Genomic DNA, 20,392 nt, shown 5'->3' on the forward strand with positions numbered 1-20,392 from the left:
TGGCGCATCATGCAAACTTGCGTTGAGCACGTACGTATGCGCCATGTGCCTTAAAGCGATGGATTTTCCGGAAGCGACACGTTTCACTAACCCGGACGGATCGATCTTCTGATTAAGGGGAAAAAGGGGCCGTGTATCGCCTGAACGTACCCAATGATGTGCCGAACGTCCCGAAATGGTATTCGCATCATTGAAGTGCGGCCTGCATCAAAGGCCGGCGAACCCTGCAGCCCGGCCTAGCCAGATTTTGCCCAAGCCGGGCATGCCGCCAAGCGTCAAGCGCAGTCCAGATGAAAGGCAACCGCAGAATAAATCCGTACCTTGACCTTTTATGACAGTTTTATGACAGTTATTTGAATATTAAATAACAGCACACCGGTAAATTTCGGGAATTATGAAATTTTTACAACAATATATGCTTACATGACTTTCGTTGTTATAGCACTCCCGTTTTCAACCAAACCTCAAAAGGGCTATCTGATGAAAATCGGAAATTTTTCCAAGGGCGCTAAGGTTGCTGCCGTTGCCGTCGCCATGGCCGTCTCCGGCACTTTCGCTCACGCCGCCGACACGTCGCTGACCGGCTCGGGCGCCTCCTTCCCCTTCCCGCTCTATTCGGCCTGGTTTAAGGATTTTGGCCAGAAGACCGGTATCGAAGTCAACTACCAGGCCAAGGGCTCCGGCGGCGGTATCGAAGACTTCACCAACCGCGTTGTCGATTTCGCAGCCTCCGATGCTGCCATGAATGACGAAGAAATCGCCAAGGTCGACGGCGGCGTTGTTCTCCTGCCGATGACGGCCGGTGAAGTTGTTCTCGCCTACAATCTCGAAGGCGTTTCCGAGCTGAAGCTGCCGCGCGACGTCTACCCGAAGATCTTCCTCGGCGAAATCACCAAGTGGAACGACGAAGCGATCGCCGCCGCGAATGAAGGCGTCGAGCTTCCCGACGAAGACATCACCGTTGTCGTTCGTTCGGACTCGTCGGGCACCAACTTCAACTTCACCAACCATCTTTCGGCAATCTCGTCCGATTTCGAAAGCACGGTCGGCGGCGGCAAGACCGTTCCGTGGCCGAAGGCTTCGAACTTCGTCGCCGCTCCGGGCAACCAGGGCATCACCGCCACGGTCAAGCAGACCCCCGGCGCGATCGGCTACATCGAGTATGGCTACGCCCAGCAGACCAACACGCCTTACGCCATGCTGGAAAACCAGGCCGGCAACTTCGTGAAGGCTGGTCCGGAAGCCGGTAGCGCCGCGCTCGCTTCGGCCGAACTCGACGAAAACAACGTCGCCTTCATCACCGACCCGAAGGGCGAGCAGGCTTACCCGATCGCCACCTTCACCTGGATGCTGTTCTACAAGGACGGCCAGGACGCCGACACCGTTGCGGCTCTGAAGGAAATGATCAACTACGGCCTGACCACCGGCCAGACCATGGCCGACAAGCTGGGCTACATCCCGCTGCCGGAAAACATCATCGAAATCAACAAGAAGTCGATGGAAGAAATCGGCGGCTGATTTCGGCCTGATCAAGCTTTCGCCGGGGCGTAACGTGTTTGCGCCCCGGCTTTCGTCCGATTGCAGCACCGCGCAAGAATTGTGACGCTCGTTATTTGTCAGATCGCGGCCACCCGATCGCCGCCAGCAGGAGCCCGTTGATGGCCCATACATCGAAATCCGCCCCGCCAAGCGACGGCAGCGTTTCGCGCCCGCCGACCGCTTTCGAGTACGGTTACGACAAATCCTTCCGCTTTTTGACATTTCTGGCAGGCCTGCTGATCGTCGTCTTGCTGGCCTATATTTTCTGGAAGATCGGCGGCCAGGCAGCGCCCGCCATGCGCCAATACGGGTTGAGCTTCCTGACGACCGTCGAGTGGAACCCCAACACCAATGAATACGGCATTCTCGCGGAAATCTGGGGCACGCTCTACTCGTCGTTTCTGGCATTGATCTTCGGCGGCGGCCTCGGCATCGCGGTCGCGATCTTTCTGACTCAGGGCTTTCTCAATGCCCGTCTGGCCTGGGTGTTCCGGCTGATCGTCGAAATGCTGGCCGCGATCCCCTCGGTCGTTTTCGGCCTCTGGGGCATCTATGTGCTGATCCCGGCAATCCGGCCGATCGCCAACTGGCTGCACGATACGGTGCCCTTCATTCCGTTCTTTTCCACCAAGCTTGCCGGCCCCGGCATGTTCCCGGCCATGATCGTGCTGTCGATCATGATCCTGCCGACCGTCGCTGCGATCTCCCAGGACGCCTTCAAGGCGATCCCGATGAAGATCCAGGAAGCGGCCTACGGCATGGGCACCACCAAGTGGGAAGCGATCCGCAAGGTCATCATCCCGACAGCCTCCGGCGGCATTTTCGCCTCGCTCGTTCTCGGCTTCGGCCGCGCGCTCGGCGAAACCATGGCGCTTGCCATGCTGATCGGCAACTCACAGCAGGTTTCGCTGTCGCTGTTTTCGCCGGCAACGACGCTGGCATCGCTTCTGGCCTCCACCTTCCCGGAAGCCGGTGCGAACCAGATCGGCCCGCTGATGTATGCCGCCGTCGCCCTGCTGGTGATCACCATGGCCGTCAACATCATCGGCACGATCATCATGAGCTACACCTCGCGCCAGACCGTAACGTAAGGCCATTGGGAAACCGAACATGACCACGACGACCGATCAGACAACGATGAATCCCGAGGTGATTGCCCTCGGCGATCCCAATCTGAGCTTCTCGTTTGCCGAACGGCGCACGATGATGAACTTCATCCAGACCGTCATCCTCTGGATCCTGGCCGGCATTGCGGCGGTTCCGCTGATCTCGGTGCTTTACATGCTGATCAGCCGCGGCGGCGCGCGCATCAGCACGGCGGTGCTCACCGAACTGCCGCCCGCCCCCTTTGAACAGGGCGGCGGCATTGGCAACGCGATCGTCGGCACGCTTGTGATGGTTGCGATCGCATCGGTGATCTCGATCCCGATCGGCGTTCTCGGCGGCGTCTATACCGGCCTGATCAATCCCAACAGCCGCTTCTCCGCGACGGTCCGGTTCGTGGGCAAGGTGCTGACCGGCTTTCCGTCGATCCTTTCGGGCGTTTTCGTCTATGCCTGGCTGGTCATCGTCATGAAGACCTATTCGGCGGTCGCCGGCGGGCTTTCCCTGGCGATCCTGATGCTGCCGACCATCCTGTTGACCTCCGAACAGGCCTTCCGGATGGTGCCGCAGCGCATGAAGGACGCAGCCTATGGCATGGGCTGTAATGCCACACAGGTTGCCACCAGAATTGTTTTGCCGACAGCGCTCCCGGGTGTTATGACCGGTGTCATGCTGGCGGTTGCGGGCGCGTCCGGAGAATCGGCCCCGTTGCTGTTTACAGCGCTGTTTTCGAATTATTGGATCGGAAGCTTCACGGAGCCCACAGCGTCATTGTCGATCTTGATCTACAATTTCTCGGCAATGCCCTATGAAAACCAGATTGAACTCGCATGGACCGCATCGCTTGTGCTTGTGCTCATCGTGCTTGTCTTCAACATTCTCAGCCGCTCCTTCGGCACCCGCCGCGTTTAGGAAAAAGGTCGTAAAACTATGTCTGCCACACTGGAAATGAACACCGCCCCAGCCGCCGATGTCAGCCCCGAAGTTGCGATCGGCGCGCGGATCGAGAAGATTTTCTACGGCGACTTCCTTGCCGTGCGCGATTCCGATGTCGACATCGAAAAAGGCAAGATCACCGGCTTCATCGGCCCGTCGGGCTGCGGCAAATCGACCGTGCTGCGTTCGCTGAACCGCATGAACGACCTGATCCCCTCCTTCCGCCTTGAGGGTCATGTCCACTTCCTCGGCCAGGACGTTTATGGCCGGAATGTCGACCCGGTCGTCGTGCGCCGGCATATCGGCATGGTGTTCCAGCAGCCCAACCCGTTCTCGATGAGCATTTTCGAAAACGTCGCCTTCGGTCTGCGCCTCAACGGCTTCAAGGGCGATATCAACGGTCGCGTCGAAAAGGCGCTGCGCCGCGCCGCGCTCTGGAACGAGGTCAAGGACAAGCTGAAGCAGAACGGGTTGTCGCTTTCCGGCGGCCAGCAGCAGCGTCTGTGCATCGCCCGCGCAATCGCCACTGAGCCGACCGTGCTTCTGATGGACGAGCCCTGCTCCGCGCTGGACCCGATCGCCACGCGCCAGATCGAAGAACTGATGCTGGAGCTGAAGAACGACTACACCGTCGCGATCGTGACCCACAACATGCAGCAGGCGATCCGCGTTGCCGACAAGACCGCCTTCTTCTCGGTCGACATGTCGCAGGGCGGCCGCACCGGCTTCCTGGTCGAGGTCGGCGCGACCAAGCAGATCTTCGAAAACCCGGAGCAGCAGCTGACCAAGGAATATCTCTCCGGCGAGTTCAGCTGATCGACGGCACGGTCGCAATCGACGCATTTCGGGCGGCTCTTTCGGGATGCCGCCCTTTTGATATCCGGAACGAAGCCGTTGCTTTCAAAGCACGTTTCGCTACGCTATCAAACTCAAACCCAATTCAGGGTTGAGCGGAAACCAAGATGTTCAAACACGTACTCGACCTTGAAAAGATCGAAGAAAGGCTGCGCGAGACCCAGCGGCAGTTCGCCCTCATCAATGCGCGCCTGACGATGCAGCGCGACGGCATGTCCGACAGCATCGTCGAGCATATGATGGAGGGCTACAGCTATGTCGACCAGCTGCTGCGCGACAACACGGACATCCTCAGGATCGGGCAATTTCACCATCTCCTGGAGCTCAACCACCGGGTCCTGTGCGGCTCCTCAAGAGAGGCGCGCGCGGAATTCCGCAATCATATCGAACGCACGGAGGCCCATTTCTACGATCGTGAACTGGGCGATATCGGCGGTCTCGTGGACTGGTACGAGCGCCATAAGGGCAAGCCGGTGCGTAAGCGTGCGGCCGGCGTCTATGTCCGCGTGCTCAGCCGTCCCCAGCTCTATATCGAGGGCAATCATCGCACCGGCGCGCTGATCATGAGCTATATTCTCGGTCGCGAAGGCAAGCCGCCCTTCGTGCTGACGCCGGAAAACGCCGAGGCCTATTTCAATCCGTCGACGCTGGTCCGCGACGCCCACAAATATTCGTTCGACGAGCTCATCAAGATTCCGAAGCTGAAGCGCTACTTCGCTGAATTCCTGAAGCAAAACGAGGATGATAGTCTGATCGCCAAGCCCGAGGCGCTGGAGGCCAACTGACGGGCGAGCGCCGCGGCCCTCACGCCTTCTTCTGCCAGCGCCCGCCTTCGCCCTGCTGCCAATAGGTGAGGCTGTGCTCGCTCTGCCTCAGCCGCTTCCATTCCGCCCGCGCCGCGGTCAGCTCATCGACATCGTGGCCGTCGAACATCACCACCACGCGCTGATAATCCTCGACGGCCGAGACCGGCGCGCCTTCCACGAAGAATCGGATATCGGCCTTGCCAGGATTGGTTTCCGCGGTCGTCAGCAGCACGGGCTGGCGTTCCGCGTCCGGCTCGTCATCCCGCCCGTGCGGGATGAAACTGTCGGCGCGGAAGGTCCACAGCACCTCGTCCAGCCGGTCGCGCTCTTCCTCGCTGGTCGCCTGGATAGCGACCCGCCAGCCGCGCTCCAGGCTTTTCTCGACAAGCGGCGGCAGGGCCGCATCGCGCAGCGATTCCGTCAGATGATAGAACAGGATCTCCGCCATGAACGCCCCTGCCCTCAGTCACGCGCCTCGTAATGGGCGCGCACCAGCTCATCGAGAAGCCTGACACCGAAACCGGACGCCCATCCGCCATTGATCTCGCTCTTCGGCGCGCCCATGGCGGTGCCCGCGATATCGAGATGCGCCCAGGGCGTTTCGCCCACGAAGCGCTTCAGAAACTGCGCGGCGGTGATCGACCCGGCATAGCGCGAGCCGCCGGTATTGCGCATATCGGCAAAGCGGCTGTCGATCATCTTGTCATATTCGTCGCCAAGCGGCAGCCGCCACAGGTTTTCCTGGGTGCGCTCGGCGGCGTCGGAAAGCTCCTGCGAAAGGCCGTCGTCATTGGAAAACAGCCCGGCGCGGTGTGCGCCGAGCGCCACCATGACCGCGCCGGTCAGTGTCGCGAGATCGATCATGAAGCGCGGCTTGAAGCGTTCCTTGCAGTACCAGAGCGCATCGGCGAGAACCAGCCGGCCCTCGGCATCGGTATTAATCACCTCGATCGTCTGGCCGGACATCGAGGTCACGATATCGCCGGGCCTCTGGGCATTGCCGTCCGGCATGTTCTCGACGAGGCCGAGAATGCCGACGACATTGACCTTGGCCTTGCGCGCGGCGAGCGTATGCATCAGGCCGATGACGGCCGCAGCACCGCCCATATCGCCCTTCATGTCCTCCATCGAGGCGGCGGGCTTGATCGAGATTCCGCCGGTGTCGAACACCACGCCCTTGCCGACAAAGGCGATCGGGCGCTCGTCATTGCCGCCGCCATTCCAGTGGATGACGGCGAGATAGGGCGGACGCACGGAACCCTGGGCGACGCCGAGCAGCGCGCCCATGCCGAGTTCTTCCATCTTGTCGCGATCGAGTATCTCGACCTTGGCGCCAAGTGCCGTGAGCGCCTCGGCCTTGTCGGCGAATTCGCGCGGGCCGAGGATGTTGGCGGGCAGGTTCACCAGTTCGCGCGCCAGCACCACGCCCTCGCCCACAGCCTGTCGATCCGCGAAAGCAGAATTGGCGGCTGTGACATCGCCGGTGACGATCTCGACCGGGATCTCGCGTCCGTTACCGTCTTCTTCCTCGTCCTTGCCCGTCGTCTTGAACCGATCGAAGGAATAGCCGCCGAGAATCATGCCGAGCGCGAAGTCCGCAAGCTCGGACGCGGTTGCGGCGCTGTCCGGATAGACCACCAGTTTCGCAGCCTTGCCGGCAGCAGCGGCAGCCTTGCCGCCGGCTCTGAGCCAGGCATTGGCCGAAAGCGAGTCGCGCTCGCCAAGCCCGATCAGCACGATCCGCGCCGCGTCGCCTTCGGCCGGCGCCAGCAGATCGAGCGTCGAACACAGTTTCGCCTTGAAGCCGGCGGTGGCCGAGGCCTTCTCGTAAAGCGTCTCGCCCATGCCGACCGCCTGAAGTCCCGCGGGAACGTGACCGGCGCTCGCCAGGACAATCGCGGTGTTTCCGGCGCTTTCGGCCTTGTCGACAAAGGAGATCGAGAACTTCATTTCATGCTCCGGGTTCTGGTGTCACGGAATTGACAGGATAGGGTGAAAAAGAAATCCACCCCTTGTTAACGCAACCGGCCAAGAATGGTTGACCCGGTTCTCATAACACTTAAAACGACGAAAATGGAAACGGTGTGTGCGCCGCGCCGCCAACGAAACCGGAAACGCCGCATTGCAGCAACACCACCAATGGCTTGAGAAACTGCCGGGCCGCTTTGGCACGATGCGACCGCTCAAGGCCGCATTCATTCTGCTGTTGGCGCTGTGGTGTTTGCTGCTTCTCGTTTTCTATCTCTTTCCCGGCATCGACCTCGCGGCCTCCCGGGCGTTCTTTCATCAGACGACCTGCAGCACCAGCGCGCCGGACGGCAAAATATGCGGCAGCTTTCCGATTTCCGGCGACGTGATGCTCGGCCTGCTGCGCGAAGCGATCTTCTACCTGCCGATCATTCTCGGCCTTACCCTGATCTACCGCCTGATCATCGTCTGGTCCCATCACGGCGCGACCTATGACAAGGCGCTCGCCCGCAGGCTGCTGGCCGGGCTCGTCGCCCTGATCATCGGCCCCGGCCTTCTGGTCAACAGCGTGCTGAAGGAGATTTCCCACCGGCCGAGGCCGCGCAACACCGATCTTTTCGGCGGCGATCTGACCTTCGTGCCAGCCGGTGATTTTTCCGGCGCCTGCCAGTCGAACTGCTCCTTCATTTCCGGCGAGGCGGCGGGCGCCGGCTGGCTGTTTTGCTATGCGATCTTCCTCGTCCCGGAGCGTTTCCGGATCCTGCTGATGCCGCCGCTGATCGCGCTTTCTCTCGCCTCGCCGGCGATGCGGCTGGCCTATGGCGGTCATTATCTTTCGGATATCATACTCGGATGGCTTGCATCGGTGGTGATTTTCACCGGAAGTCTTTACATTTTCACCAGAAAGGAGAAGGTCAGCCCGCTTCGCGAAACGACCTGACGCCGGTCCGTTCCGTAACGCACGACACCTAACGGCATGAAGATACTGGAACGCTACATATTGGCGCGGGTTGTGCGCATGTTCCTGGCGACATTGTTGCCGGTGCTGGCGGTGCTGTGGCTGACGCAGGTGCTCGGACGCATCAATCTGGTGACCGACAGCGGCCAGTCGATCGTCTCGTTCCTGACGCTGGCGACGCTGATTCTCCCGACCGTGATTCCGACCGTCCTGCCCTTCGGCATCGTGCTCGGCACGGCGCAGACGCTGACGTCGATGAACAATGATTCGGAGCTTGCGGTCATCGACGGCGCCGGCGCCGGGCGCTCGATCATCTACCGTCCGATTCTGGCGTTCGCCGTCGTACTCTGCGCATTCTCCTTTGTCCTCGACAATTATATCGAGCCGCGCTCACGCGCCGAGGCCCGCAGCGTGATCGCCTCCGTCTATGCCGACCTTCTGTCCTCCGTGATCGAGGAAAAGACATTCCGCGAGATCGAGGACGGGCTCTACATCCAGATTTCCGAACGCATGTCCGGCCGGGTGCTGAAGGGGCTTTTCGTCGCCGATTACCGCGAGCCGGAAAACTCCTACATCTATTACGCCAAGGAAGGCGCGGTTGATGAAAGCGGCAGCCAGCTCATCATGCGCGACGGCCAGGTGCAGCGGGAAAACCAGGACGGCGACGTCTCCATCGTTCAGTTCGATTCCTACAGTTTTGACCTTTCCGAACTGACCAGCGACAAGAGCCAGACTCGCCGGCGCGCGACCGATCGCGGCCTCGCCTACCTGCTCAATCCGCCGCAGGACGACCCCGATTACCTAGGCAATCCCGGCTCCTATCGCGCCGAGCTGACCCGGCGGCTGACCGACTGGACGCTGCCCTTCATCTATGCCGTGTTCACAATCGTGATCGTCGGCGATGCCCGCTCCCACCGCGAGCGGCGGGTGCCGCCGATGGCAAGCGCGTTCGGACTGACGCTGCTGCTCAGGCTGCTCTCCCACTTCAGCTCCAATCAGGCGGAAAACGACCCGTTCTTCGTCTATGTCTGCTATGCGATCATCTTCGTGTCGCTGGCCGTCGGGCTCTATCTGCTCCTGCGGCCGCGCCGGGCGCGGCGCAAGACCGGGCCGCTCGGCCGGATGATGGCCGCGCTGTTCCGTCTGCCGCGCAAGGCCGATGGCGGAGGTGCGGCATGATCTTCTCCGTTCTCGGTCGCTACTTCTTCGTCCGCTACGTCATCACCGTCTTATGGTTCCTGTTCGGCGTGGTCTCGATCATCTACCTGATCGATTTCAGCGAGGTGGTCGGCAATATTTCCGAGGAGGCCGGGCAGAATCTTGGCGACGCCCTGCTGATCACCGCGTTGCGCCTGCCCTATATCCTGCAGCAGACCATACCTTTCATCGCGCTGTTTTCGGCAATGGTGGCGCTGATCGCGCTAAACCGTCGCCATGAGCTCGTGGTCGCCCGCGCTGCGGGAATCTCGGTGTGGCAGTTCATCATGCCGTTCGTGGTCGGCGCGGCCCTGCTCGGCGCGGCAAGCGTGCTGGCGCTCAACCCGCTCGCCTCCTGGAGCCAGAAACGGGCCCTCGGGCTGGAGGCCGTCGGCGGCAAGCAGGATCAGGTCGTGCCCTGGCTCAGGCAGATCACCGACGGGCAGGATACGATTATCGGCGGCCGAGGCATCGCCGAGAACGGGACCGAACTGCTCGACGCCGTCGTGATCTATTTCGACGACAACGGGGGAATCGCCAAACGCCAGGATGCCAACCGGGCCGTGCTGAATGATGGCTGGTGGACACTGCATGATGTGACCCAGACCGAGGCGGGCGAATTATCCACACATATGGACGAGGTGCAGGTGAAGACCAACCTGGAGGAGGATTTCGTCCAGCAGCACCTCGTCCAGCCCGATCTCGTAAGCTTCTTCGCCTTGCCGCGGCAAATTACCCTGGCGCGCCAGTTCGGAACTTCGACCAGCGCCTTGGAAACCCAGTATAACTACCTGCTTTCGCTACCATTATTGCTGGTTGCTATGACTTTGATCGCCGCGACGGTCTGCCTCAAGTTTTCGCGCTTTGCGCAGTCGCCCACCGTTATTTTGGGTGGCATCCTGTCCGGGTTTCTGCTTTATGTGACGAGTGTTCTTGTAAAGGCGTTCGGCAGCAGCGGAATCCTGTCCCCGCTTCTGGCAGCCTGGATTCCGGTTGTCGTGGCGATGGCATTGGGTTTGACGATATTGCTGCATCAGGAGGATGGTTAGTGGCCCGGCGTAAACTAAGCGCATATCGCCTTGCCGGGCTCCTGGTCCTTGCCACCGCATTGACCCCACCCGGAGCGGGGCTGCATTCCATGGCAGCGGCGCAGGAAAGCATGCTTCCCGAGCCGCCCGCCGACGATCAGGGCCCGATGCTGCTCAGCGCCAACGAACTGGTCTATAACCACGACACCCAGCAGGTCTACGCGCTTGGCGGCGTGCAGATTTACTATGCCGGCTACCGCATGGTCGCCAACAAGGTCGAATACGACCAGAAGGCCGGCAAGCTGATGGCCTACGGCGGCATCGAGGTTATCGATGCCGACGGCAACCGCCTGCGCGCGGAAAAGCTCGACGTCACCGATGACTTCGCCAACGGCTTTCTCGAAGCCATCAGCGTGCGCACCCCGGAAGATATCGCGATCGCCGGCGAGCGCGCCGAGCGAATCGACAATGATGTCATGGTGCTGGAAAACGGCGTCTACACCGCCTGCATTCCCTGCGCGGAAAATCCGGAAAAGCCGCCCTTCTGGCAGATCAGGGCGCAGCGTGTCATCCAGAACGGCGTCGAGAAGACGGTGCGGCTGGAGCATCCCCGGTTCCAGCTTCTGGGCCACACCATCGCGATCCTGCCGACCGTGACCGTTCCCGACGCCAGCGTGAAGCGCAAGCGCGGCTTCCTGTTCCCTTCTGCGACCGTTGAGGAAAACCTCGGTTTCGGCATTTCCGTGCCCTATTACATTCCGCTCGGCCCGAGCGCGGACGTCACCTTCACCGGAACAGGCTACACCCAGCAGGGTTTTCTGCTGGAGGCGGAGTATCGCAAGCGCTACCGCAACGGCCAGCACACGCTGCGCATGGCCGGCATCGACCAGTTGGGCAGCAGCCGCTTCCCCGCCGGCACCAGCGATGCCGACAATGACCTGCGCGGCATGATCGCCTCCACCGGCGAGTTCCAGATCAACCCGCGCTGGGTTTTCGGCTGGGATGTCATGGTGCAGAGCGACACCAATTTCGCCCGCACCTATTCGATCGACGGCCATGACGACCGGATTTTCAATAACCAGGTCTATCTGGAAGGTCTTGGCAAGCGCAGTTCGCTCTCCATCAAGGGCAATTATTTCGACGTCCAGGACGCCAACAGCCAGAACGCCAGCGAGGACGAACAGGCGATCGTTCTGCCGGTCATCGATTACGATTATATCGCTCCGCGCCCGTTCGCCGGCGGCGAGCTTTCCGTGACCAACAACCTCACCAATATCGTGCGGCAGAAGAACGATGTGGTGCCCACCGCGGTCAACGACCGTTTCCTCGGTCTTCAGGGCAACAGCACAAGGCTGACCAGCGAGGTCGAGTGGAAGAAGACCTTCACCACGCCGCAGGGCCTGCAGCTTACGCCGATCCTGGCCGCGCGCGCCGACGGTTACCTGCTCAATGTCGATGATCCGAACCAGATCTCGCCGGGCACGTACAACTACGCCGGCAATTTTGTCGATCAGGACGCTGCCGCCCGCGCCATGCTGACGGCCGGCCTGGAAGTCAAATATCCAATGCTGATCACCAACGGCTTCAGCTCGCATATTCTTGAGCCGATCGGCCAGATCTTCGTCCGCCCGGACGAGCAGCATGCCGGCGGCCTGCCGAACGAGGACAGCCAGAGCTTCGTTTTCGATGCCACCACGCTGTTCGATCGCGACAAGTTCTCCGGCTACGACCGCGTCGAGGGCGGCACCCGCGCCAATATCGGGCTGCGCTATCGCGGCGTCTACGACAACGGCATCATGGTCGATGGGCTTTTCGGTCAATCCTTCCAGCTTGCCGGCGCGAACTCTTTCGCATCCCCCGACCTCGTGGGCGTCGGCATGGAATCGGGTCTGGAGACCGATCGCTCCGACTATGTCGGCGCTGCCCAGATTTCGTTCCCGTTCGGCATCGGCATCAATGGGTCGGCCCGTTTCGACGAGACCGATTTCTCTCTGCAGCGCACCGATGCGGGCATTACCTTCACCTCGGCCCGCTTCGACACCGCGCTCGACTACACCAATGTCATGGCCCAGCCCGGCTACGCCTATGACGAGCGGAACAGCGAGATCAAATCTACAAGCACGTTCCGGTTCAACGACAATTGGGGCATCTCGGGGTCCCTGACCTACGACCTCAGCAACGATGTCCTGACGCGCCGGTGGGTGGGGTTGACCTATGAGGACATCTGCACCCTGTTCTCGATCACCTACCAGGAAAGCTGGGATACCGACGATGCCAAGGGCGTCGACTGGACGATCGGCGCGCGCCTGACGCTGCGCACGCTCGGCGATATCGCAATCGGCTCCGACAATTTCGGCGGCAGTTTCTAGCGCTTCCGCAGATAACGAATCGGGGCCATGCCTTGCTTTTGCCGCTGAAATGGACAAAACATTTCCCTCACAGGTTCAGGATCGATATGCGAGCCGTTGCCCGGTGTTACATGTCTCCTGAAACAAAGCGGGGCTTGAAGCGAGCGATGTGTTCGATCGTTTCCTGGGAGGCCGTGACGCCCCGCGGACACAAGATACCGATGCGGCCGGTTGGCGTTTTAGCCCCGGCCGGGGAAAGGAATAAGACATGAACGTCGCCAGATTTACCGTGAATGCCTTTGCCGCTGCCGTGATCGCGACCGCATCGATCGTCGGCGCCCCTGCCCAGACGGCGTTCGCCAAGACAGTCGATATCGAGGTGATCGTCAACAATGTGCCGATCACCAATGACGATATCGCCAAGCGCAAGGCCTTGCTGCAGCTGATGGGCACCAAGGGAGCGACCGACGCCAAGGCGCGCGAGGCAATGATCGACCAGGCGCTGAAGCAGTCGGAGATCGCGTTCCGCGGCGCATCCGTCACCCAGGCTGAGGTGGATGATGCGTTTCAGAACTTCGCCAATGGCAACAAGATGTCTGTCGCCCAGATGAGCAGCATCCTCAATCAGGCTGGCGTCGGCGTCGATCACTTCAAGTTCTTCATCGCCGTCAGCATGAGCTGGGGCCAGCTTCTGCGCGCCCGCTACGGCGCCAACACGCTGCTTCCCGACGACGAGTTCATCCCGCAGCTTGAAGCGGCCGAAAAGGAAGGCAAGAAACCCGAAACCACCGAATACCTGCTGAAGCGGATCGTCTTCGTGGTGCCGGAAAAGGAGCGCGGCTCGCTGCTTGGCAAGCGCAAGAACGAGGCCGAGGCCGCGCGCAAGAAGTTTCCGGGCTGCGATCAGGCGATTTCCTTCGCCGCGACCATGAACGACGTCACCGTCATCGATCTCGGCCGTTTCCTCGAGCCGCAATTGCCGGCTCAGTGGAAGGACCCGGTCATCAAGTCGAGCGGCGACACCACTTCCGTCATCACCACGCCGGTGGGTGCCGAATTCCTGGCCGTGTGCGAGCGCAAGACCGCCAGCGACGACTATGCCGCCCGGCTGGTACTGAGCAACAAGGAAGACTCCGCCGAGATGGACACGGACGCCGAAAGTGAGAAGTACCTCGAGGAATTGCGGGACAAGGCGCAGATCGTCACCCCGGGCAAGTCGTAATCCTTGGCAACGGACACCTTAAAACCGCTGGCGCTGACGCAGGGTGATCCTGCCGGCATCGGCCCCGAGATTGCCCTGAAGGCATGGCAGAGACGCGGCGAAAGCGGGCTGCCCTCCTTCATCTATCTCGGCGATCCGCGCATTCTTGCTGCGCGCGCTGAAATGCTCGGACTGGATATCCCGATCGAGATCACCGCGCCGGAGGCAGCGCTTGAGCGGTTCGACGAGACCCTGCCGGTGTTCGCGATCGACACCGCGCTCACCACCACGCCCGGCAAACCCGATCCAGCGACCGGAGAAGGCACCATCGCGGCGATAGAGACGGCGGTGAAGCTCACCATGCGCGGCAAAACGAGCGCCGTGGTCACCAATCCGATCGCCAAATCGGTGCTTTATAGCGCCGGTTTCAAGCATCCCGGCCACACCGAGTTTCTGGCTGCCCTGGCCGGACGCGAGACCGGAAAACGGGTGCGCCCGGTGATGATGCTCGCCTGCCCGGCGTTGCGGGTGGTGCCGGTCACGATCCATATTCCGCTGAAGGATGTTCCGGCGGCCCTTGATGAAGCGCTGATCGTCGATACGATCCGCATAACGGCGCAAGAGCTCAAATCCCGCTTCGGCCTTGCCGCGCCGCGCCTCGCCGTCGCCGGCCTCAACCCCCATGCCGGCGAGCAGGGCACGATCGGGCGCGAGGACGAGGAGATCGTGCGCCCGGCGATCGAGCGCCTGCGTGCAGAAGGCGTCGATATCGCAGGCCCGCTCCCCGCCGATACCATGTTTCACGCCGCCGCGCGCGCCCGCTACGATGCGGCGATCTGCATGTATCACGATCAGGCGCTGATCCCGGTCAAGACGCTCGGCTTCGAGGAGGGCGTCAATGTCACGCTCGGCCTTCCCTTCGTGCGCACCTCGCCGGACCACGGCACGGCCTTCAACATCGCCGACAAAGGCGTTGCCGATCCGACCAGCCTTGAAGAGGCGCTGAAGCTCGCGGCGCGGCTTTCGGAAAACGCAGCATGAGCCAGATCGACGACCTGCCGCCTCTGCGTGAAGTGCTGGCCGCCCACGAACTCGACGCAAAGAAGGCGCTCGGCCAGAATTTTCTGCTCGATCTGAACCTCACCCAGAAGATCGCCCGCACCGCCGGCGATCTTTCGGGAGCCCATGTGATCGAGGTCGGTCCCGGCCCCGGCGGGCTGACGCGGGCGATCCTCTCGCTCGGCGCGGAGAAACTCACCGTGATCGAGCGCGACGAGCGCTGCTTGCCGGCGCTCGAGGAGATCGCGTCTCACTATCCGGGCCGGCTGGAGATCATCAGCGGGGATGCGCTGAAGACGGATTTCGCCGCCCTTGCCGGCGATCGCCCTGTCAGGATCATTTCCAACCTGCCCTATAATGTCGGCACCCAGCTTCTGGTGAACTGGCTGCTGCCGCGGGCATGGCCACCCTACTGGCAATCGCTGACGCTGATGTTCCAGAAGGAGGTCGCCCAGCGCATCGTCGCGAAAGCCGGCGACAATCACTATGGCAGGCTCGGCGTGCTTTCCGGATGGCGGACGGAGGCGCGGATCGCCTTCGACGTGCCGCCGCAGGCCTTCACCCCGCCGCCCAAGGTGACCTCAAGCGTGGTGCACCTCACGCCCCGCGCGGAGCCGATCCCGGTCGCGGCCGCGGCACTGGAGCGGGTGACGCAGGCCGCCTTCGGCCAGCGCCGCAAGATGCTGCGCCAGAGCCTCAAGAGCCTCGGCGGCGAAGCACTGCTCGCCAAGGCCGGCATCGACCCGACGCGCCGCGCCGAGACGCTGAGCATCGCCGAATTCTGCGCGCTCGCCGAGAACCTGTAGTTCACATTCACTCAGACAGAGGCAGCGTCGAGCGCCTTCAGCGTGGCCTGGATGAAGCTTTCGCGCGCCATGTCCGGCTTCAGGCCGCGCGGCTCGTAGACGTGGCGGTTGAGAAAGAAACCGGTCAGTCTGAAGCCGGCTTCCAGATCGGCCCGGTCGGCAGCCTCGTTCATGTCCGGTCGCAGAAACACCGGCAGCGCCAGCATACGGTCGGCATAGGGCGTTCCCGCCGCCTCGGAGACCGCACGGCCGGTTTTCGGCGACACATAGGCAAGATCCGTCGTCACGCCGCTTGCCGCGCATTGGGCGAGATCAAGGCCGAAACCGAGTTCGTTGAGCAGCGCCAGTTCAAAGCGCACGAACAGTTCGCCGGCGGCGCTGGCATCGTCGAGATGGGAAATGATCACTTCCATCGCCGCACAGAGATGGCGGTGCGGGTCACGCTCCGGCAGGAGCCGCAGCAGTGAAGCCATCGCCTGGACGCCGTGAAGCGCCGGCGCGGACAACATCAGAAACGCCGCGCGCTGTTCGATCGGCTCGACCCGAAATTCGCCGAGATGTTCGGAAAGCCGCGCGCGCCAGTGGAGCGAGACCCGGTTACCCGGCTGCAGCACCGGCCGCATCGTCCGCGACCGGCCGCCGCGCACCATGCCGAGATGGCGACCATGTTCCACCGTCATCACCTCGGCGATCACGCTGGTTTCGCCGTGGCGGCGGCTGCCCAGAACAATGCCTTCGTCGTTCCATTCCACAGCGCGGCGTCTCCCGGCGGATCAGTCCGAATAATCGAGCCCGATTTCGCGATAGCGCGCGGGATCGTCGCCCCAGTTCTCCCGCACCTTGACGAAAAGGAAGAGGTGAACCGGCTGATCAAGAATTTCCGACAACTCCTTGCGTGCGCTCATGGAAATCGCCTTGATCGCTTCGCCGTTCTTGCCAAGCGCGATCTTCTTCTGGCTGTCGCGCTCGACATAGATCACCTGTTCGATGCGCACCGAGCCATCCTTGCGCTCTTCCCATTTTTCGGTCTCGACATGAGAGGAATAGGGCAGTTCCTGATGCAGCCGCAGGAACAGCTTTTCACGCGTGATCTCGGCGGCGAGTTGGCGCATCGGCAGATCGGAAATCTGATCTTCGGGATAATACCAGGGCCCCTGGGGAAGCCGCTTCGCCAGAAAATCCATCAGATCGTCGCAGCCCGAACCGGTGGCGGCGGAAATCATGAAGGTTTCCTCGAAGTCGATCGCCTCATTGGCGGCCGCAGCAAGCTTCAGCAGGTCTTCCGGCCGCACGCGGTCGATCTTGTTCAGAACCAAGATCTTCGGATGGCGCACCTCTTTCAGGCCTTCGAGAATGGCCTCGGCATCGCCCTTCAGGCCGCGCTCGCTGTCGACCAGCAGCACGATGAGGTCGGCGTCGCGCGCGCCGCTCCAGGCGGCCATCACCATGGCGCGATCGAGCCTGCGGCGCGGCTTGAAGATGCCGGGCGTGTCCATGAACACGATCTGCGTCCTGTCGTGGATGGCGATGCCGCGCAGCGTGGCGCGCGTCGTCTGCACCTTGTGGCTGACAATCGTCACCTTGGCGCCCACGAGCCGGTTCACCAGCGTGGATTTGCCGGCATTGGTCGGGCCGATCAGGGCGACAAAGCCGGACCGGGTGTCGGCGCCCTCCGGCATGGTTTCAGTCTCGCTCATGGCAACTCCTGCGGTTTTCCGCATCGTGGCGGCCGCATTATAACAGATTCAAAAAATCAGGCTCAGCTCTCTGCCGACCACACGCCTTCGCGCTCAAGCAGCCGTGTCGCCGCAACCTGTTCGGCGGCGCGCTTGGAGCGATCGATGCCGGTTTCGGGCGCCACGCCATCGACAATGACCTTCACGGTGAAGCGCGGCTCGTGATCGGGACCGGAACGGTCCTCGACCTTGTAGACCGGCGTCTGGCCGAAGCGGGCATGGGCCCATTCCTGCAGTTCCGTCTTGGCATCGCGGCGCAGCGTCACGCCATCGGCGAACAACGGCTTCCACCAGGTTTCGATGAAATCGCGCGCAGGCTGCAGCCCGCCTTCCAGATAGAGCGCCGCGATCACGCTTTCGACGACATCGGCGCGGATCGACAAAACGCGCTTGCCGGTGAGCTTCTTCACGTCCTGCCCGGTCTTGATGAACCGGTGGAGGCCTAGATCGTCGGCAACCCGCGCGCAGGCCTCGGCGCTGACAAGCTGGTTCAGCCGCACCGATAGCTCACCCTCGCTTGCGCCCGGAAACAGCCGGAACAGGTTCTCGGCGATCACCAGCCCCAGCACCCGGTCGCCGAGAAACTCCAGCCGCTCGTAATTGTCGTCCTTGCCGCTGCGCGCGCTGGCATGGGTGAGCGCCAGCGCGAGGCGCTTGCGATCGGCGAAATCGAAGCCGATCAGCTTGGCAAATGCGTCGACATCAGCGCCGTGCTTTTCCGTCATTCAGCCACCGATAACCTTGAACATGCGGTCCCAGCGCATGTTGAACGGCCACTTCCATATCTGGGCGAAGGAGGTGTCATTGCCGAGCGAGAAGAAGATCAGGCTGGCGCGGCCAATGAGATTTTCCGCCGGCACGAAACCGACATCGAAACGGCTGTCGAGCGAGTTGTCGCGATTGTCGCCCATCATGAAATAATGCCCGTCGGGCACGATGAACTCGCGGGTATTGTCGCCCGGACCGTTGCGCAATTCGTCCAGCGTATCGTAGCTCACGCCATCGGGCAGCGTTTCGCGGAAGACAGGGATATCGCGGCCGGGATCACGGCGATAATCGGAGGTGAAAGTGCCGTCGGCGGTGCGCGGCACCGGCTCGTCGTTCAGATACAGAATACCGTTCCTGACCTGCACCCGGTCGCCGGGAAGGCCGATCACGCGCTTGATGTAATCGATATCGGGGTTTGGCGGATAGCGGAACACGACGACATCACCGCGATCGGGATCGCTGCCGAAAATGCGGCCTGAAAACAGGTTCGGCGAGAACGGGAGGGAATAGCGCGAATAACCGTAGGAAAACTTGTTCACGAACAGATAGTCGCCGACCAGAAGCGTCGGCATCATCGATCCGGAGGGAATCGTGAAAGGCTGAAACAGGAAGGTCTTGATGACCACCGCCAGAAGCAAGGCCTGAACGATGACCTTCACATTGCTCCACAGCGAGCTTTCCTGTTTTTCTTCTTTTTCAGACACGCAGTGCTTCCTTTTGCTCACCGGTTTCGCCATGAGCTTTAGCCCCTTAGCCAAAAACGGGCAATGTTTTTAAGAAGGTTTCGCGCTCTCCTCCACCGCCTCGATGATGACGAAGGCCTGCGCGAGCGGGTAATCATCGGTGATCGTGATGTGGATCCGCGCCTCATGACCTTCGGGAATCAGGCGTGCAAGGGCTATGCCGGCGCCGCCGGTGAGCTTCATGGTCGGCTTGCCGCCCGGCAGATTGACCACGCCCATATCCTTCCAGAACACGCCCCGCGCGATGCCGGTGCCCAGCGCCTTGGAGCATGCCTCCTTGGCGGCGAAGCGCTTGGCGTAGGAGGCGGCGCGGTTTCGCCGCCGGTCGGACTTCGCGCGTTCGATATCGGTGAAGCAGCGCGCGGTGAAGCGCTCGCCGAAGCGTTCAATGGTCTTTTCCACGCGCCTGATATCGATCAGGTCGCTGCCGAGGCCGACGATCATGGCATTCCTCCCGGTGGTTTCAATTCTTCGAACCGTTGATGGCGCCGTTCTGCAGCTCGGCCTGGCGCGCCGCGATCATCGCCTGGCGGCGGGTCTGGAACGACTGCACCGCGTAATAGGTGGCGAGATAAAACAGACCGCCGCAGACGAGCGCGGGAATGATCGAACCGACGATCATCGGCTCCAGCAGCGGTTTCCATAGATCGGAAAGCTCGAACTTCTTCACCAGATCGACAAGGTCGATATGCTGGCGCCCTTCCGCGCTGCGCCCCAGAATGAAGCTTCCGAATTTCCAGGTGGAGAGCCAGATGAAGGGAAAGGTCAACGGATTGCCGAAGGCCGTGCCAAGGGCGGAAGCGAACAGATTGCCGCCAAGAACGAAGGCGATCGCAAAGGCGGAGACGAAATGCAGGCCGATGAACGGCGTCCACGACACGAACACGCCTGCCGCGATGCCCATGGCGATCGCGTGCGGCGTGGCGCGCAGCCGCACGGTGCGATGATAGATATAGACCGGCACGCGCCAGAAACCCTTTCTGGGCCAGACCGCGCCGCGCAATCGCTGCCAAAAACTTGCCGGAGAACGTCTCTTGAAAAGCATGGTCTAGTTTTGACAGCTGGGAGGATGAATGCAAGCGCGTTTTGGCGACTCAGTCCGACTTCACGCGGCGGCGCACCTCTTCATCGTCGCTCTCCCGCAAATCCTCGGGCTTCGGACGGCCGGGGTCGAAATTCTGGTCGATATTGTCGAAAACGTGCTTCACGCCCTCGGCCTCGCTTTCGCTGACCTTGGGGTGCGTGAAGCGTTTGAAGAAGTCGCGTAAACCATCCCACATGGCGTTCCTGCCTTTCGTCGGTTGATGACTGTTAGACGCAAACTCGAACCATAATGTTCC

The 20,392-nt window shown here is 61.6% G+C and carries 21 protein-coding genes; 12 read left to right on the top strand and 9 right to left on the bottom strand.

Annotated elements, in window-relative coordinates; all coding sequences use genetic code 11:
- Positions 1 to 480: 480 nt before the first annotated feature.
- The 5 genes from pstS to V6766_RS15630 all read left to right on the top strand — a co-directional run bounded on the left by pstS (position 481) and on the right by V6766_RS15630 (position 5,219).
- Positions 481 to 1,518 carry a phosphate ABC transporter substrate-binding protein PstS gene (gene pstS / locus V6766_RS15610; RefSeq protein ID WP_448467960.1) on the top strand — a complete coding sequence of 346 codons (1,038 nt, stop codon included), beginning with the start codon at positions 481 to 483 and terminating at the stop codon, positions 1,516 to 1,518.
- A gap of 140 nt (positions 1,519 to 1,658) precedes the next feature.
- Entirely contained in the window at positions 1,659 to 2,630 is a 972-nt protein-coding gene (gene pstC / locus V6766_RS15615) for a phosphate ABC transporter permease subunit PstC (protein WP_448429321.1), read from the top strand.
- A gap of 19 nt (positions 2,631 to 2,649) precedes the next feature.
- The gene (pstA, locus tag V6766_RS15620) at positions 2,650 to 3,555 is read left to right on the top strand and encodes a phosphate ABC transporter permease PstA (protein ID WP_448467962.1); all 906 of its coding nucleotides are present in this window, start codon (positions 2,650 to 2,652) and stop codon (positions 3,553 to 3,555) included.
- 18 nt (positions 3,556 to 3,573) lie between these two features.
- On the top strand, positions 3,574 to 4,395 hold the full coding sequence (pstB, locus tag V6766_RS15625; protein WP_448467964.1) for a phosphate ABC transporter ATP-binding protein PstB: 822 nt from the start codon (positions 3,574 to 3,576) through the stop codon (positions 4,393 to 4,395).
- A gap of 146 nt (positions 4,396 to 4,541) precedes the next feature.
- A complete protein-coding gene (locus V6766_RS15630; RefSeq protein WP_448467966.1) occupies positions 4,542 to 5,219 on the top strand; it encodes a hypothetical protein in 678 nt (225 codons plus the stop codon).
- 19 nt (positions 5,220 to 5,238) lie between these two features.
- On the opposite strand, the gene V6766_RS15635 is transcribed toward V6766_RS15630, so the two are convergent.
- Complete coding sequence (locus tag V6766_RS15635) at positions 5,239 to 5,688, bottom strand: DNA polymerase III subunit chi (RefSeq protein WP_448467968.1); 450 nt, start codon at positions 5,686 to 5,688, stop codon at positions 5,239 to 5,241.
- 14 nt (positions 5,689 to 5,702) lie between these two features.
- A complete protein-coding gene (locus V6766_RS15640) occupies positions 5,703 to 7,190 on the bottom strand; it encodes a leucyl aminopeptidase (protein ID WP_448467970.1) in 1,488 nt (495 codons plus the stop codon).
- 172 nt (positions 7,191 to 7,362) lie between these two features.
- Between V6766_RS15640 and V6766_RS15645 the strand changes: the two genes are divergently transcribed.
- The 7 genes from V6766_RS15645 (at position 7,363) to rsmA (ending at position 15,805) form a co-directional block, all read left to right on the top strand.
- Positions 7,363 to 8,148, top strand: coding sequence for a phosphatase PAP2 family protein (locus tag V6766_RS15645; protein WP_448467972.1), 786 nt, complete (start codon positions 7,363 to 7,365; stop codon positions 8,146 to 8,148).
- Positions 8,149 to 8,184: 36 nt separating this feature from the next.
- The gene (locus V6766_RS15650; RefSeq protein ID WP_448467974.1) at positions 8,185 to 9,345 is read left to right on the top strand and encodes an LptF/LptG family permease; all 1,161 of its coding nucleotides are present in this window, start codon (positions 8,185 to 8,187) and stop codon (positions 9,343 to 9,345) included.
- On the top strand, positions 9,342 to 10,412 hold the full coding sequence (gene lptG, locus V6766_RS15655) for an LPS export ABC transporter permease LptG (protein WP_448467976.1): 1,071 nt from the start codon (positions 9,342 to 9,344) through the stop codon (positions 10,410 to 10,412). Before V6766_RS15650 ends, lptG begins: the two co-directional genes overlap by 4 nt.
- A gap of 89 nt (positions 10,413 to 10,501) precedes the next feature.
- Entirely contained in the window at positions 10,502 to 12,760 is a 2,259-nt protein-coding gene (locus V6766_RS15660; protein WP_448467978.1) for an LPS-assembly protein LptD, read from the top strand.
- Between the two features lie 247 nt (positions 12,761 to 13,007).
- Positions 13,008 to 13,961: a peptidylprolyl isomerase gene (locus V6766_RS15665; RefSeq protein WP_448467979.1), complete on the top strand. Its 954-nt coding sequence runs from the start codon at positions 13,008 to 13,010 to the stop codon at positions 13,959 to 13,961.
- Positions 13,962 to 13,964: 3 nt separating this feature from the next.
- On the top strand, positions 13,965 to 14,981 hold the full coding sequence (gene pdxA / locus V6766_RS15670; protein ID WP_448467981.1) for a 4-hydroxythreonine-4-phosphate dehydrogenase PdxA: 1,017 nt from the start codon (positions 13,965 to 13,967) through the stop codon (positions 14,979 to 14,981).
- Positions 14,978 to 15,805 (top strand): 16S rRNA (adenine(1518)-N(6)/adenine(1519)-N(6))-dimethyltransferase RsmA, encoded by an 828-nt coding sequence (gene rsmA, locus V6766_RS15675; RefSeq protein ID WP_448467983.1) that lies wholly within the window; start codon positions 14,978 to 14,980, stop codon positions 15,803 to 15,805. Before pdxA ends, rsmA begins: the two co-directional genes overlap by 4 nt.
- Before the next feature lie 11 nt (positions 15,806 to 15,816).
- On the opposite strand, the gene recO is transcribed toward rsmA, so the two are convergent.
- The 7 genes from recO to V6766_RS15710 all read right to left on the bottom strand — a co-directional run bounded on the left by recO (position 15,817) and on the right by V6766_RS15710 (position 20,332).
- On the bottom strand, positions 15,817 to 16,557 hold the full coding sequence (gene recO, locus V6766_RS15680; RefSeq protein ID WP_448467985.1) for a DNA repair protein RecO: 741 nt from the start codon (positions 16,555 to 16,557) through the stop codon (positions 15,817 to 15,819).
- Between the two features lie 21 nt (positions 16,558 to 16,578).
- Positions 16,579 to 17,502, bottom strand: a complete 924-nt coding sequence (gene era, locus V6766_RS15685; RefSeq protein WP_448467987.1) for a GTPase Era — start codon at positions 17,500 to 17,502, stop codon at positions 16,579 to 16,581.
- A 62-nt stretch (positions 17,503 to 17,564) separates the two neighbouring features.
- Positions 17,565 to 18,266, bottom strand: coding sequence for a ribonuclease III (gene rnc, locus V6766_RS15690; RefSeq protein WP_448467989.1), 702 nt, complete (start codon positions 18,264 to 18,266; stop codon positions 17,565 to 17,567).
- A complete protein-coding gene (gene lepB, locus V6766_RS15695; protein ID WP_448467991.1) occupies positions 18,267 to 19,013 on the bottom strand; it encodes a signal peptidase I in 747 nt (248 codons plus the stop codon).
- 69 nt (positions 19,014 to 19,082) lie between these two features.
- Positions 19,083 to 19,496 (bottom strand): holo-ACP synthase, encoded by a 414-nt coding sequence (acpS, locus tag V6766_RS15700; RefSeq protein ID WP_448467993.1) that lies wholly within the window; start codon positions 19,494 to 19,496, stop codon positions 19,083 to 19,085.
- Positions 19,497 to 19,515: 19 nt separating this feature from the next.
- Positions 19,516 to 20,097, bottom strand: a complete 582-nt coding sequence (locus V6766_RS15705; RefSeq protein ID WP_448467995.1) for a DUF2062 domain-containing protein — start codon at positions 20,095 to 20,097, stop codon at positions 19,516 to 19,518.
- Between the two features lie 49 nt (positions 20,098 to 20,146).
- A complete protein-coding gene (locus V6766_RS15710) occupies positions 20,147 to 20,332 on the bottom strand; it encodes a hypothetical protein (protein ID WP_448467997.1) in 186 nt (61 codons plus the stop codon).
- Between the last annotated feature and the right edge of the window lie 60 nt (positions 20,333 to 20,392).

Source organism: Martelella sp. AMO21009 (assembly GCF_053484295.1).